The sequence below is a fragment of the Bacillus capparidis genome, from assembly GCF_017832095.1.
GTDB classification, from domain to species: domain Bacteria; phylum Bacillota; class Bacilli; order Bacillales; family Bacillaceae; genus Bacillus; species Bacillus gobiensis.
In genome coordinates, this window is record NZ_JAFDST010000001.1 from 105,221 (window position 1) to 119,085 (window position 13,865).

Annotated in this window: 12 protein-coding genes and 1 other annotated feature; of the genes, 10 read left to right on the forward strand and 2 right to left on the reverse strand. The window is 40.5% G+C overall.

The features are described from left to right. Positions 1-21 precede the first annotated feature (21 nt). From fabF to JOC74_RS00545, 3 genes are all read left to right on the forward strand, one after another. Positions 22-1,260, forward strand: a complete 1,239-nt coding sequence (fabF, locus tag JOC74_RS00535; RefSeq protein ID WP_053602463.1) for a beta-ketoacyl-ACP synthase II — start codon at positions 22-24, stop codon at positions 1,258-1,260. A gap of 73 nt (positions 1,261-1,333) precedes the next feature. Further along, positions 1,334-2,113, forward strand: coding sequence for a DUF2268 domain-containing putative Zn-dependent protease (locus tag JOC74_RS00540; RefSeq protein WP_053602464.1), 780 nt, complete (start codon positions 1,334-1,336; stop codon positions 2,111-2,113). A gap of 229 nt (positions 2,114-2,342) precedes the next feature. Next, complete coding sequence (locus tag JOC74_RS00545) at positions 2,343-3,095, forward strand: YjbA family protein (protein WP_053602465.1); 753 nt, start codon at positions 2,343-2,345, stop codon at positions 3,093-3,095. Between the two features lie 35 nt (positions 3,096-3,130). Here JOC74_RS00545 and trpS read toward each other — a convergent pair whose 3' ends face one another. Next, complete coding sequence (gene trpS, locus JOC74_RS00550) at positions 3,131-4,120, reverse strand: tryptophan--tRNA ligase (protein WP_053602466.1); 990 nt, start codon at positions 4,118-4,120, stop codon at positions 3,131-3,133. 50 nt (positions 4,121-4,170) lie between these two features. Then, positions 4,171-4,382: a binding site (T-box leader), on the reverse strand. A gap of 44 nt (positions 4,383-4,426) precedes the next feature. Next, positions 4,427-4,822: a DUF3899 domain-containing protein gene (locus tag JOC74_RS00555; RefSeq protein ID WP_082363676.1), complete on the reverse strand. Its 396-nt coding sequence runs from the start codon at positions 4,820-4,822 to the stop codon at positions 4,427-4,429. Positions 4,823-5,173: 351 nt separating this feature from the next. On the opposite strand from JOC74_RS00555, the gene JOC74_RS00560 reads away from it, so the two are divergent. From JOC74_RS00560 to JOC74_RS00590, 7 genes are all read left to right on the forward strand, one after another. Next, the gene (locus JOC74_RS00560; RefSeq protein ID WP_053605965.1) at positions 5,174-6,817 is read left to right on the forward strand and encodes a peptide ABC transporter substrate-binding protein; all 1,644 of its coding nucleotides are present in this window, start codon (positions 5,174-5,176) and stop codon (positions 6,815-6,817) included. 111 nt (positions 6,818-6,928) lie between these two features. Continuing rightward, positions 6,929-7,858: an oligopeptide ABC transporter permease gene (opp3b, locus tag JOC74_RS00565; RefSeq protein ID WP_053602468.1), complete on the forward strand. Its 930-nt coding sequence runs from the start codon at positions 6,929-6,931 to the stop codon at positions 7,856-7,858. Beyond that, positions 7,858-8,886 (forward strand): oligopeptide ABC transporter permease, encoded by a 1,029-nt coding sequence (gene opp3C / locus JOC74_RS00570; protein ID WP_211086016.1) that lies wholly within the window; start codon positions 7,858-7,860, stop codon positions 8,884-8,886. Before opp3b ends, opp3C begins: the two co-directional genes overlap by 1 nt. 28 nt (positions 8,887-8,914) lie before the next feature. Beyond that, positions 8,915-9,970 (forward strand): ABC transporter ATP-binding protein, encoded by a 1,056-nt coding sequence (locus JOC74_RS00575; RefSeq protein ID WP_053602470.1) that lies wholly within the window; start codon positions 8,915-8,917, stop codon positions 9,968-9,970. Next, complete coding sequence (locus JOC74_RS00580; RefSeq protein WP_053602471.1) at positions 9,967-10,908, forward strand: oligopeptide ABC transporter ATP-binding protein OppF; 942 nt, start codon at positions 9,967-9,969, stop codon at positions 10,906-10,908. The genes JOC74_RS00575 and JOC74_RS00580 overlap by 4 nt, the downstream gene beginning before the upstream one ends. Positions 10,909-11,037: 129 nt before the next feature. Further along, positions 11,038-12,228: a putative glycoside hydrolase gene (locus JOC74_RS00585; protein ID WP_225970324.1), complete on the forward strand. Its 1,191-nt coding sequence runs from the start codon at positions 11,038-11,040 to the stop codon at positions 12,226-12,228. A 653-nt stretch (positions 12,229-12,881) separates the two neighbouring features. Next, positions 12,882-13,862, forward strand: a complete 981-nt coding sequence (locus tag JOC74_RS00590; protein WP_053602472.1) for an ABC transporter ATP-binding protein — start codon at positions 12,882-12,884, stop codon at positions 13,860-13,862. Positions 13,863-13,865 lie beyond the last annotated feature (3 nt).

The window sequence follows — 13,865 nt, forward strand, 5'->3', positions numbered from 1 at the left end:
AAAAAAGGTGAGGTGCTTTTTATGAATAAAAAAAGAGTGGTCATTACTGGCATAGGAGCTGTGTCGCCACTTGGAAATACAGCCCAAACATCATGGGAAAATGCCGTAAAAGGCGTTTCGGGAATCGGTCCGTTAACGAGAGTGAATCCTGATGAATATCCTGCTAAGGTTGCAGCAGAGCTAAAGGATTTCGATGCAGCCGATTTTATGGATAAAAAAGATGCCAGAAAAATGGACAGATTTACACAATACGCGGTTGCTGCTTCAAAAATGGCAGTCGAAGATGCAAAGCTTGAAATTACCGATCAAAATGCTCCCAGAATTGGAGTTTGGATTGGTTCAGGCATAGGCGGAATGGAAACATTTGAACAGCAGTATGATGCATTATTGTCAAAAGGACCAAGACGTGTCAGTCCTTTTTTTGTACCGATGATGATACCGGATATGGCTGCTGGGCAAGTATCAATTTACCTTGGTGCAAAAGGAGTTAATTCTTGTACCGTCACAGCATGCGCAACAGGCACAAATTCGATTGGCGATGCCTTTAAGGCAATTCAGCGCGGAGATGCGGATGCGATGATTGCAGGTGGAACTGAGGCGCCGCTTACGAAAATGTCGTTTGCCGGTTTTTGTGCAAACAAAGCACTTTCCACCAATCCTGATCCGAAAACGGCAAGCCGTCCGTTTGATAAAAACCGCGATGGCTTTGTCATGGGTGAGGGAGCAGGAATCGTTATTCTCGAAGAGTTGGAGCATGCGATCAAAAGAGGCGCGAATATCTATGCTGAGGTATCGGGATATGGTTCTACCGGCGATGCGTATCATATTACCGCTCCATCACCGACTGGTGAAGGAGGAGCGAGGGCGATGCTGCAAGCCATTCTTGATGCAGAACTAACTCCGGAAAACATTGATTACATCAATGCACATGGAACTAGTACTCAATATAATGAAAAATTTGAAACGATGGCAATCAAAGAAGTATTTGGCGATTATGCTTATAAGCTGGCGATCAGCTCAACAAAAAGCATGACAGGCCATTTGCTAGGTGCTGCTGGCGGTATTGAAGCTATTTTTTCAATTATGGCAATCAAAGACGGAATCATTCCGCCGACGATTAATTACGAAACGCCTGACGAGGACTGTGACTTAGATTATGTTCCAAACAAAGCTCGTAAGCAGGAAGTAAAGGCTGTTTTAAGCAACTCCCTTGGCTTTGGCGGACACAATGCCACACTCGTATTCAAAAAATATGTCTAGCATAAACAGCAGGTTACCTATACGGTAGCCGGTTGTTTTTTTTTTGCATACGATAAGGAAAGGGGGGATATAGATGAGTGTGATAAACACAGTCAAATGGTTTGATAATGCGGACAATACAGCTGAGCTTTCGAAATACGTGCTGCCGTTATTTGAAGGAGCTCATGAAAAAATGGGAAGAGGTATCCTTGTCCATCTTTCCAGTCACGGAATGTTTCGTAATTGGAAAGATGGAAAAAGCAATATAAAAAAGTTAAAAGAGCAAGGGTTTTATCAAAAAGCTGCGAAAGAAATTAACTTTTTGAAAAAAGAATGGAATGGACCCGATGTTCCAGTAATTATACTTCCAGTAGACGAGCAAAACAGAAGATTACGTGCTGAATTCGGATCAAAAAGCGGTCTTGCCTTTCCTGATAAAATCTTTCTTTTTTTATCCCCTGACAATTCAAACTCCTCAATCGCAGCCCTCATCACCCATGAATATAATCACATTTGCCGTTTAAATAAAATGAATAAAGACGAATCCGATATCACACTTCTGGATACATTGATTCTCGAAGGATTGGCCGAAGCTGCCGTCAATGAACGGTTCGGTAAAAAAGAGACAGCCAAATGGACTGCTTATTACAACAACAAACAGCTAGATCAGTTTTTCGAAAGATGGATTAAGCCAAATATCGACGTCAGACAAGAAGAAGGCAGCCTCATCCAAAGGCTGTTATATGGAAGAGGGCCTTATCCGCAAATGATGGGATATGCGGTAGGATACCGTATTGTAAAGGATTACATGGCAAGGAGCAATAAAAAAATTAAACAACTCCTTACATTGTCATCTGAAAAGTTTTTGCATTGATCACAATAAACATCCGAAGAATGCTCATAAATGAGTGGGAGCGACCCGTAACAAAATAATGGCCACAAGTAAATGCGCAAAATCGGAACCGATAAGTGGCAAAACTATTTCTATCGAGATCTACAGTCAAGCTGTCAAAATTAAGCCCAAAAACTGATCCTTGTGGAATAAATTCTCTTTTAACTGCCTATACTGTTGAACAAAAGTTACAAAAAGTGAGGGGTTAAAGATGTTGTTTCTTCATGATGTGTGGGTCAATTGGTTTGAAGGGGAAGAAAATGGATACAACGTGTGCCATTTTCATGAATGGAGAAAGGATGACAGCGTCGAGTTGTTGGATCAAGTACCTTTGCTTCGGGTTCCGAGCGTGCTGTTTCATTACATAGAAAATGACTTGTCCGAGCTGCCGCCGGATTTGTTGTCTGAAGTGTATCAGAAGGCCTACATTCGCAAAAACCATGAACGTTCGCAGCTTGATTACTGTTTTTGTGTAACAGACGGCATAGGGATTCTTGCGGTGGATACGATAGGCTATACGATTCCAGTCAGAAAAAGCAGGTTGATTCCAAGGCAAGAACAGCTTGTTTATGAAATGGTCAAGGACGTCGATCCTAATAGTTATGATTTTAGCAGCCAGACACTTGAATCTTCAAAAGAGTACCATATTCTTTCCTTGTCGCCCGAGCATGTAAGGGGGTTAACGAGAAAGGAAAGGCAGCTAAAGCAGCTTATGTTTATGGCGCTTGATCAGCTGAAGGGACTGAACAACAAATCGGAAATCGCATATTGGTACACCGAGTGGAATCCGTCTATGTATAAACAAATGAAACGAATGAGCTTCGAACAAATTTGGGATATGCTTTACAATGAAACTGTAGAAGGCTGGTCTGATAAGCATCTGAACTTCTGCGAGAACTTAATAAAAGGACAACCTTTTTTTGAAAAGCTTTGGGATCTTGAAAACGAAACGAAAGTGAATTGAAAAACGCACCGCCATGAGCGGTGCGTTCGTTCTTTCTATCTTCTTTTACGGCCAAGGCCCATTGCATTTTCCATTTTCTTTAGCATTTTAGAAGCTACTCGGTTTGCTCGTTCAGCTCCATCATCTAAGATTTTATCAAGCTCCTCAGATTCCAACAGCTCATAATAGCGGTCCTGAATCGGCTTCAAAGATTCGATGATTACTTCTGCGAGCTCGGCTTTGAATGTACCGTAGTTTTTTCCTTCGTAACGGTTTTCAAGCTCTTCAATCGAAACTCCTTCAAAAATCGAATAGATCGTCAGTAAGTTTGAGATCCCAGGTTTGTTTTCCTTGTCGTATCGGACGACTCCTTCTGAATCAGTGACCGAGCTTTTGATTTTTTTCTCGATTGCTTTCGGTTCATCAAGCAGGGTAATAAATGCTTTTTGATTCGGATCGGATTTGCTCATTTTCTTTTTTGGGTCAGCCAGTGACATAATTCGTGCACCGGACTTCGGAATTTTTACTTCGGGAATCGTAAAGATGTCGTTGTATTTTTTGTTAAAACGTTCTGCGATATCCCTCGTAAGTTCCAAATGCTGCTTTTGATCCTCACCCACTGGAACTAAATCGGTTGAATAAAGAAGGATATCTCCAGCCATTAATGGAGGATAGGTAAGCAAACCTGCTGCTACGGCTTCTTTCCCTGCCGATTTATCTTTAAATTGAGTCATTCGTTCCAGCTCGCCAATGTAGGACACACATTGAAGCATCCACCCGGCCTGGGCGTGTGCAGGAACCTCTGATTGAATAAAAAGAGTCGCTTTATTCGGATCAAGCCCGACGGCAAGATAAAGCGCTGCGAGGCTTCGAATGTTCTTTCTTAACCTGAGCCTGTCCTGAGGCACGGTAATTGCATGCTGATCAACAATACAAAAATAACTGTTGTAATCATGCTGCAGGTCAACGAATTGCTTCATTGCCCCAATGTAGTTTCCAAGCGTGACAGATCCGCTTGGCTGAATCCCTGAAAAAATGGTTTTCATTTCTAATTCTCTCCTTCATATAAAATGCAAAAAGGTTCATTCATTCCCTAAAAAGGGACGAATGAACCGCGGTACCACCCTGATTTATTTCAACACGTGAAATCACCTTAATGTTTGTAACGGAGTCCTCTCCGGCTGAGCCTACTACAAGTTCAGTCAGCTGCTCCAAAGCCCATTCCACATTACTTCGCTACCAGCTTCCAGCACCGCAGGCTCTCTTTAAACGTTGTCAATGTGTACTATTCTTCTTCATCGCATTTTTAGTTCATGTTACGGAATTTATTATATAAAAGAATGATATGGACTTCAAGTTTCTAAAAAATAATACACCATTAGCAGAACGAGCATGATCGCAAATAGCACGAAACCTGTGACACCCAGCGTCTTCATGAACTCTTTCGTATTTTGAGAGCTGCTTTGATTGCTCTCAGGTGATTCCCCGGTCAGTTCGCCGTACATATCCCGCTCCTTTTGGGTGAACAGCCTTCTAAAACTATATGAAATTCCTTTAAAAAAGCCTCCGCGAAAAACTATGTATGACAGTGAAGGAAGAATGAGAAGGAAGGAAACAAGAAACAAAGCATTAATTAAATTTAGCAGAGTAAATCCTCCTGTAAAACACATCATAAGTATGATTAGCAAAAGACAAGAAAATAGGGTAATAATAACTGGTCGAATCGTTAACAACTCCTTTACATTCATATTGTAAAATATTAATAAGTATATTGAAAATTATGTGATAAGTATAGAGAAATATTATGTTTTCGAGATTTACATGAAATAAATATAATTCGTTTTTACTATTAAAGGGAAAAGATTAAACCTGTTATAACGAGAGAAATCTCTATATATCAAGCTTTAGATCATATCAAAACCAATTATTGCATTTTTTATTGAAAATTTATGAAACTATATTACTGGGATTATTAAAATGTTACATTCAGGTAAATTAAATTTAAATTTTTTTAACAAAATGAATGCATAATTTTCAGTTAGCTTGTATAATAGTTTTCGTACACAAATTTATACTTACAGGGAGGCAATACTTGGATGTTGAAAAAATCTAAATTTTCATTGCTTTTGGCTCTTGCCCTTGTTTTCAGCCTGGTTCTTTCAGCATGCGGCTACGGCGGCAGCTCAGAAGACAGTGGAGATAAAAAGCAAGAAGCAGTTATTCTCGAATCAGCTGAACTTCCTGACATGGATTCTGTCAAAGCAACCGACACTGTTAGCTTTACGACGTTAAACAATGTAATGGAAGGCTTATACCGGATGGATCAAAATCAAGAGCCGATTCCTGCCATTGCTGACGGCGAGCCTGAGGTAAACGAAGATAAAACAGTCTACACGTTTAAGCTTCGTGATACAAAATGGTCTAATGGTGACCCTGTGACAGCAAACGATTTCGTTTATGCTTGGCAGCGTTCTCTAGATCCTAAAACAGAATCAGATTACGGCCCATACATGATGAGCGGAAAAATTAAAAACGCTGACAAGGTATATGCTGGTAAAGCAAAACCAAGTGAACTAGGCATTAAAGCAATTGATGACAAGACGCTTGAAATTACGCTTGAAAAGCCTATTCCTTTTATCGAATCATTACTTGCTTTCCCTACTTTCTACCCGCAAAACCAAAAGTTTATTGAGGAAAAAGGCGACAACTACGCGAAAAATGCAGAAAACCTCGTTTATAACGGTCCTTACACCCTTGCGAAATGGGAAGGATCACAAGCTACCACTTGGCAATATGCGAAAAACGATCAATATTGGGACAAAGATAACGTATCAATGAACAAAATTACATTTAACGTATCTAAAGATCCGCAAGCAGCTGCCAATGCGTTTGAAGCAGGAGAGGCTGACGTAACTCCAAAGCTGTCAACTGCTGCAGTACTTGAAAAGTATCAGGACGATAATAGAAAGGTTCAATGGCTGGAGCCGACTATTTTCTGGTTGAAAATGAACCAAAAAAATGAAGCATTAGCAAATGAAAATATTCGCCGTGCGATTGCTATGTCCTTTGATAAAGAAGCGCTAGTGAACGATGTCCTTCAAAATGGTTCCGTTCCTGCCTATTATGAAGTACCACAAGATTTTGTCAAAGACGAATCTGGAAAAGATTTCCGTGAAAACGGCGACTTTTTGAAAATGAATAAAGAAGAAGCGAAAAAGCTATTTGCTCAAGGACTGAAAGAACTTGGTCAATCCGAAGTAACCATTAACTATCTAGGTGACGATACTGAATCAGCAAAAACGATTGCTTCGTATATGAAAGATCAGCTTGAAGGAACGTTAGACGGCCTTACACTTAATATCCAAAGCGTTCCGTTTGCTACTCGAATTGATCGTGACACAAGCGAAAATTATGATCTTCAAGTAGCTGGATGGGGTCCAGACTATCTTGATCCGATCACATTCTCAGATCTGTTTATTACAGACGGCGGAAACAACCACATGAACTATTCAAACAAGAAATATGATCAGCTGATCAACGATGCTCAAAACAAACTTGCTGACAAGCCGGAAGAAAGATGGGCTACGCTACAGGAAGCTGAGAAAGTTCTTTTAGAAGAAGATGCTGCACTTGCGCCGATTTATCAGCGTTCATCCAATGTTCTTGTTTCTGATAAGCTTGAAGGGTTCACTTACCATTTGGTTGGACCTGAATATTCCTACAAATGGTTGAAAGTGAAGTGAGTTTTCCGCGGAATGTTTCGCGGAGGAGAGTATATTCTCTGAATATGCTCTCTTTTTACTTTACAAGATATGTCGAAAAATAAAGAATTTTTTAATTAGGAGGTGCCGTTAGTGATAAAGTATCTTGCGCAAAGAATCTTTTATATGGTGATTACTCTGTTTTTGATTGCTACATTTTCTTTCTTTTTAATGAAATTTATGCCGGGTACTCCTTTTTCGAATATAAATAAGCTCACAGAAGCACAAAAAGCGATAATGTATGAAAGGTATGGACTGAATGACCCTCTTTTTATTCAATACCTCAATTACATGGGAAATCTTCTAAAAGGAGATTTGGGAGTATCCTTCCAATTCAACAATACCTCTGTTGCTGAACTAATTTCCTATCGAATTGGACCGTCACTGACATTGGGTATTCAGGCGATGGTTGTGGGAACGATTGCAGGAATTCTATTAGGGATTATTGGTGCATTTAAACAAAATACTTGGCTTGACTATTTAGCTACTTTTCTCTCTGTCATCGGAAAATCTATTCCTTCTTTTGTTTTCGCTGGATTGCTACAATACTACGTCGGTGTGAAATGGGGGATCCTTCCTACTCAGTTCTGGAACGGATTTGAATACAGCATTTTGCCGACGATTGCATTAGCAATGTTCCCGATTTCGATTGCCGCACGTTTTATGAGAACAGAACTGGTTGAAGTTCTTGGTTCTGATTACATTACGCTAGCGAAGGCAAAAGGCGCGAGCTTCGGGGAAGTTGCTTTCAGGCATGCCTTGCGAAACGCACTGATCCCTGTCGTTACCGTGCTGGGACCTTTAACAGTAAGCCTTATGACAGGTTCGTTAGTTATTGAACGGATTTTCTCCATCCCTGGGATAGGAGAGCAATTTGTAAAAGCTATTACAGTCAATGACTACACTGTTATTATGGGGACGACGCTATTGTTTGCTGCATTATTTGTGTTCATAACCTTGATTGTCGATATACTCTACGGAATTATCGATCCGAGAATCCGTGTGACAGGAGGGAAAAAATAATGTCTCTTCACGAAGAAAAATTACCAAAAGAATTATTTGAGCCAGCCTCTCCTGATCATAAAGAAGCAGAAAAGATCGAACGTAAAAGCTTAAATTACTGGCAGGATGCATGGCTGCGAATCAGAAAAAATAAAGGTGCTGTTATCAGCCTTGTTGTCCTATTGCTGCTTACCTTACTGGCATTATTCGGACCGATGATGAATGATAAGCCCTATTACAAGCAATATACGCCACACGCTAATTTGCCCCCTCGGGTGCCGGTGCTTGAGAACGTCAAGTGGCTTCCGTTTGACGGGGTACGGACAACTCAAAGCGGAAACGTAGTCAATCCTTACGAGGAGAAACAAATTAATGACTATTATTGGTTCGGTACGGACAACCTTGGCCGCGATCTTTGGTCCAGAGTATGGAAAGGGTCACAAATTTCACTGATGATCGCTGTACTTGCTGCTTTAATCGATTTAGTCATTGGTGTTATCTACGGCGCGATTTCCGGCTATTTCGGGGGCAGAATTGATAACATTATGCAGCGGATCATAGAGATCTTAATGGGGATTCCGAATCTGGTTGTCGTCATCTTAATGATCATTTTGTTTAAACCTGGATTTGGACCTATCATTCTTGCTTTAACGATCACCGGCTGGATCAATATGGCAAGGGTCGTACGCGCGCAGGTAATGAAAATGAAGGAACAGGAATTTGTACTGGCATCAAGAACGCTTGGGCTCGGGCATGCGAAAATCATCAGCAAGCATATGCTTCCTAATTTAGCTGGTGTGATGATTATCAATACGATGTTCACTATCCCGAGCGCGATCTTCTTTGAAGCGTTTTTGAGTTTTATCGGGCTTGGCCTGCAGGATCCGTTAGCATCTTTAGGAACTTTAATTGATGACGGCTTTAAGGTAATGCTGGCTTACCCAACGCAAATGATTTTTCCTGCAATTGTTATCAGTGTAATCATGATTGCATTCAATTTAATCGCAGACGGTCTTCGTGATGCTCTTGATCCGAAGATGCGCGACTAATTTATATTTATAAAGGCAGGTGAACATTTTGAACACAGGAGAAAAGGTATTAGAAATAAATGATTTAACAATTTCCTTTCACACGTTCAGCGGAGAAGTGCAGGCGATCCGCGGTATTAATTTTGAACTGAATAAAGGCGAAACCTTGGCAATTGTCGGTGAGTCTGGTTCAGGCAAATCGGTTACGACAAAATCAATTATGGGCCTTCTCCCAAAATCAAACTCAGAAATTAAAAAAGGTCAAATTTTATACGGTGGCAAGGATTTGACAAAGCTGAAAGAATCTCAATTGCAGAAAATCCGAGGCAAAGAGATTTCGATGGTATTCCAGGACCCGATGACATCGTTAAATCCGACAATGACCGTTGGAAAACAGATCATGGAGCCAATTATTAAGCATCAAAAGGCAAGTAAGCATGAAGCGAAAAAACGCGCGATCCATTTGCTTGAGCTTGTGGGAATTGCGGATGCGGAAAATCGATTCAAGCAATATCCTCACCAATTTTCCGGTGGAATGAGGCAGCGCGTTGTTGTTGCGATCGCATTGGCGTGCAATCCCAAAGTGCTGATTGCCGATGAGCCGACCACTGCCCTTGATGTAACCATTCAAGCCCAAATCTTAGAGTTAATGAAGGATCTTCAGAAACAAATAGACACATCAATCATTTTCATTACACATGATTTAGGTGTCGTTGCAAACGTTGCGGACCGTGTCGCCGTTATGTATGGAGGTAAAATTGTCGAGATCGGTACGGCAGATGATATCTTTTATAATCCGAAGCACCCTTATACGTGGGGATTATTAAGTTCAATGCCGAGCCTCGATGCGACGGAAGAAAAGCTGTATGCGATTCCTGGATCGCCTCCTGATTTATTAAAGCCGCCAAAGGGTGATGCATTTGCTGCGAGAAATCAGTACGCGATGAAAATCGATTTTGAAAAAGAGCCGCCGATGTTCAAGGTGTCTGATACTCATTATGCAGCAACGTGGCTTTTGCATCCGAATGCGCCGAAGGTAGAGCCTCCGGAAGCAGTGAAGCAAAGAATGAAACAATTCTCCGGTAAAGGAGGCGGAAATTCATGAGTGAAAAAGAAGTACTGCTGGAAGTGAATCATTTAAAGCAATACTTTAATATCGGAAAACCAAACCAAGTGCGGGCTGTTGATGATATCAGCTTTCAAGTGTACAAAGGAGAAACTCTCGGGCTTGTAGGAGAATCCGGCTGCGGAAAGTCGACCACCGGAAGAACTTTAATCAGGCTGTACGATGCAACTGGAGGCGAAGTCCTTTACAAGGGTGAAAACGTCCATTCGAAAAAAACGAAAGCTGAACTGAAGGCATTCAACCGCAAAATGCAAATGATTTTTCAGGATCCGTATGCGTCATTGAATCCCCGCATGAAGGTAGCAGACATTATTGCTGAGGGAATCGACATTCATGGCTTGGCCAAAACAAAAAAACAACGCCAGGAACGGGTCTATCAGCTTCTTGAAACGGTAGGGCTAAATAAAGAGCACGCCAACCGCTATCCGCATGAATTTTCCGGCGGGCAGCGCCAAAGGATCGGTATTGCCCGTGCACTCGCTGTTGAGCCGGAATTTATCATAGCTGATGAGCCAATCTCTGCTCTTGACGTTTCCATTCAGGCTCAGGTTGTGAATCTGATGAAGGAACTGCAGCAAGAAAAAGGGCTGACTTATTTGTTTATTGCCCATGATCTTTCAATGGTAAAGTATATTAGTGATCGAATCGGGGTTATGTACTTAGGGAAGCTGGTGGAGCTTGCTCCGGCTGAAGATTTATATAATAATCCGATTCATCCTTATACTCAATCACTACTGTCCGCAATTCCTCTGCCTGATCCGGATTATGAAAAGAACCGTATCCGCAAAAAATATGATCCATCCGTCCACCGATTGAAATCCGGAGAAGAGATGGAATTTAGAGAAGTGAAACCTGGGCATTATGTCATGTGCTCTGAAGAAGAATTCAAATCATATCAAGCATCATATCAGAAATAGTCATAGAAGGCGGCCCCTATGAAGGGATCGTCTTTTTTCTTTGTTTGTTGTTGAAGTGTTGGCGGGACATACTTTATCCTATTCACGGATTTTTGCTTGTCTTATAATGAAGTTGAGGAGGGGGGTCATGTGCGATTAAATATAATTTTATTCTGTTTATTAGTGAGCTTATCGGCTTCAGCTTCAGCTGATGAAGAAGGGGCAGGTGACGTTAGTACAAAAAATCTTGGAATAAAAAAACTCATGCTGCCTAGTGAAATGCCCAGATTTGAGTATCGCTCCGGTTATGAATTTGAATATCCTGATGCGGTTCGGGGGATTTATGTATCTGGAAATTCAGCAGGAGGAAGCAGGTTTAATGAGCTAACAAAATTAGTGGACGAAACGGAATTAAATGCGATGGTGATTGATGTTAAAAATGATCATGGCAACTTAACGTACAGGCCTGCTAAGGAATCAAAGTATGAAGGGATCAGCCACCAGTTCATAAAAGATCCCCAAGCCATGCTAAAAACACTGGAAGAAAAAAAGATTTATCCAATTGCACGGATCGTAGTGTTCAAAGATTTGGTACTTGCAAAAGAAAAACCAGAATGGTCATTTAAAGAGAAAAACGGTGAGGTATGGACAAACGGACGAGGGGAATCTTTTGTCAATCCATTTCTGAAGGAAGTCTGGGATTACAATGTCGACTTGGCCATAGAAGCAGCAAAAATGGGGTTTAAAGAAATTCAATTCGATTATGTACGTTTTCCTGAAGGATTTGAAAAACGAGATGCCGACCTGAACTATCAGACAGGAAAATACGGAGAATCTGCTGAGGACAACGTACAAAAGCGAGTAAATGCCGTTACTGATTTTGTCGCGTATGCAAAAGAAAAGCTCAAGCCATACAGTGTCGATGTATCGGTTGATATCTTTGGCTACTCCGCCACCATTCCTGAAGCTCCAGGAATCGGACAAAACTTTTCGAAAATATCGAGTAATGTGGATGTTATATCATCAATGATCTATCCGAGCCATTGGACTGGGTATTTTGGAGTAAATAAACCGGATTTAGAGCCGTATAAAATGATTAAGGAATATTCGAAGGTTGAAAAACAAAAGCTGGAAAAATTAGATCACCCGCCAACTTCAAGACCCTGGATGCAGGATTTCACTGCTTCCTACCTCGGAAGCGGAAACTATCAGGAGTATGGGAAAGAAGAGGTAGAAGATCAAATCAAGGCGCTAAATGAAGAAGGAATCAATGAATTTTTGTTATGGGATGCCGCAAACTCTTACACGCGCGGCGTTGATTATACTCCCCTTAGTAAATAAGATGGATTAAACTTGCAGAACTTCTTATTGGAGATTTTCTTCAAGTTTTTTTATTGTTTTCAAAAAATATGTAAATATATTTCAGCAAATGATGTAAGATATAAATAATTTAATATTTCGAACCAAGAAATACAGATGGAAGATATTGTGACGAATTTCTTCAATTTGGTTCTTTTGTAGAATAAAATAGGACCGTTGCCAGTATTAAAAATGCCCCAATACAACCTGTCTACTCAGTACGGACAAATGCATAGATGCATAAATTATGGTCTGATAATATATTTGTGAATAAAATAGTTTTTTGATGATATTTTATTTTAGCAAGATATAGGTGAATCGTAAGACTGGATAAACAAAAGTATCGAAGCTGTAGAAAGCTCTCCTTTTTGATTCTTTACCTCTCTATTTCTATAACGTCTTAAAGTGATAACGTTTTAACTGGTTTCATTTTATTATTTTTTTTTGCTTTTCAACCGACTTAATAGTTCTAAGGTTTTAGTTCTTTTATCTTGATTTGAAACGTCATATTTTTCAAAAATATTAATATTTTTATTATTTTTTATATTGAAAAAATTCTGGCTTGAATGTATACTTTTTCTAAATATAAATTGATAGACTACTTGGCGGACATATTGAATCACGAGGTGAAGTGAATGGCTCAAAATGCAATTTTAAATGTAAAAGGGTTAAAGACCTATTTCTATTTAGAAAACAAAATGGTTGCGAAAGCCGTCGATAATGTTGATTTTTCAATTCAACCAGGAGAGACTTTAGCACTAGTTGGGGAGTCCGGAAGCGGGAAAAGCATTACCTCACTATCTATTATGCAATTAATCAATAAACCTGGAAAAATAAAAGAAGGGGAAATCGTTTTCGGCGGTGAGGATTTAGTAAAGCTCAGTGATAAGCAAATGTCTAAGGTTAGAGGAAATGATATCGCTATGATCTTCCAAGAGCCTATGACTGCGTTGAATCCAGTGTTCACTATTGGAAATCAAATTGTCGAAACATTAGTAAAACACAAAAAAATATCAAAAGTCGAAGCACGCAAAAAGGGAATCGAGCTCCTTAAAACAGTAGGCTTCCCAAGAGCAGAAGCCACAATGAATGAATATCCCCATCAGCTTTCCGGGGGAATGAGACAGCGGGCAATGATAGCAATTGCCATTTCCTGCGAGCCGAAGCTATTGATTGCAGACGAGCCTACAACTGCGCTGGATGTCACGATTCAAGCACAAATCTTGGATTTAATGAATGAAATGAAAGAAAAATTTAATATGGCTGTTCTATTAATCACTCATGATCTAGGAGTCGTAGCAGAATACGCAGACCGTGTCATGGTGATGTACGGCGGTCAAATTGTTGAAAGTACGGATACGCAAAACTTGTTCGAACACCCCGAACACCCTTATACACAAGGACTATTGGCCAGCCTTCCAAGCTTGGATAAAGATGTGAAACGGCTTGGAGCGATAAAAGGAACCGTTCCTCCAGCTTACAGCTTCCCGACAGGCTGCAGATTCGCAGATCGCTGTCCGCATGTAATGGAAATTTGCAGAGGGGAAAATCCGAGTTTAATCGAAACCTCATACGATCATAAGGTTCGCTGCTATCTATACGAAAAGGAGGCTTAGGAC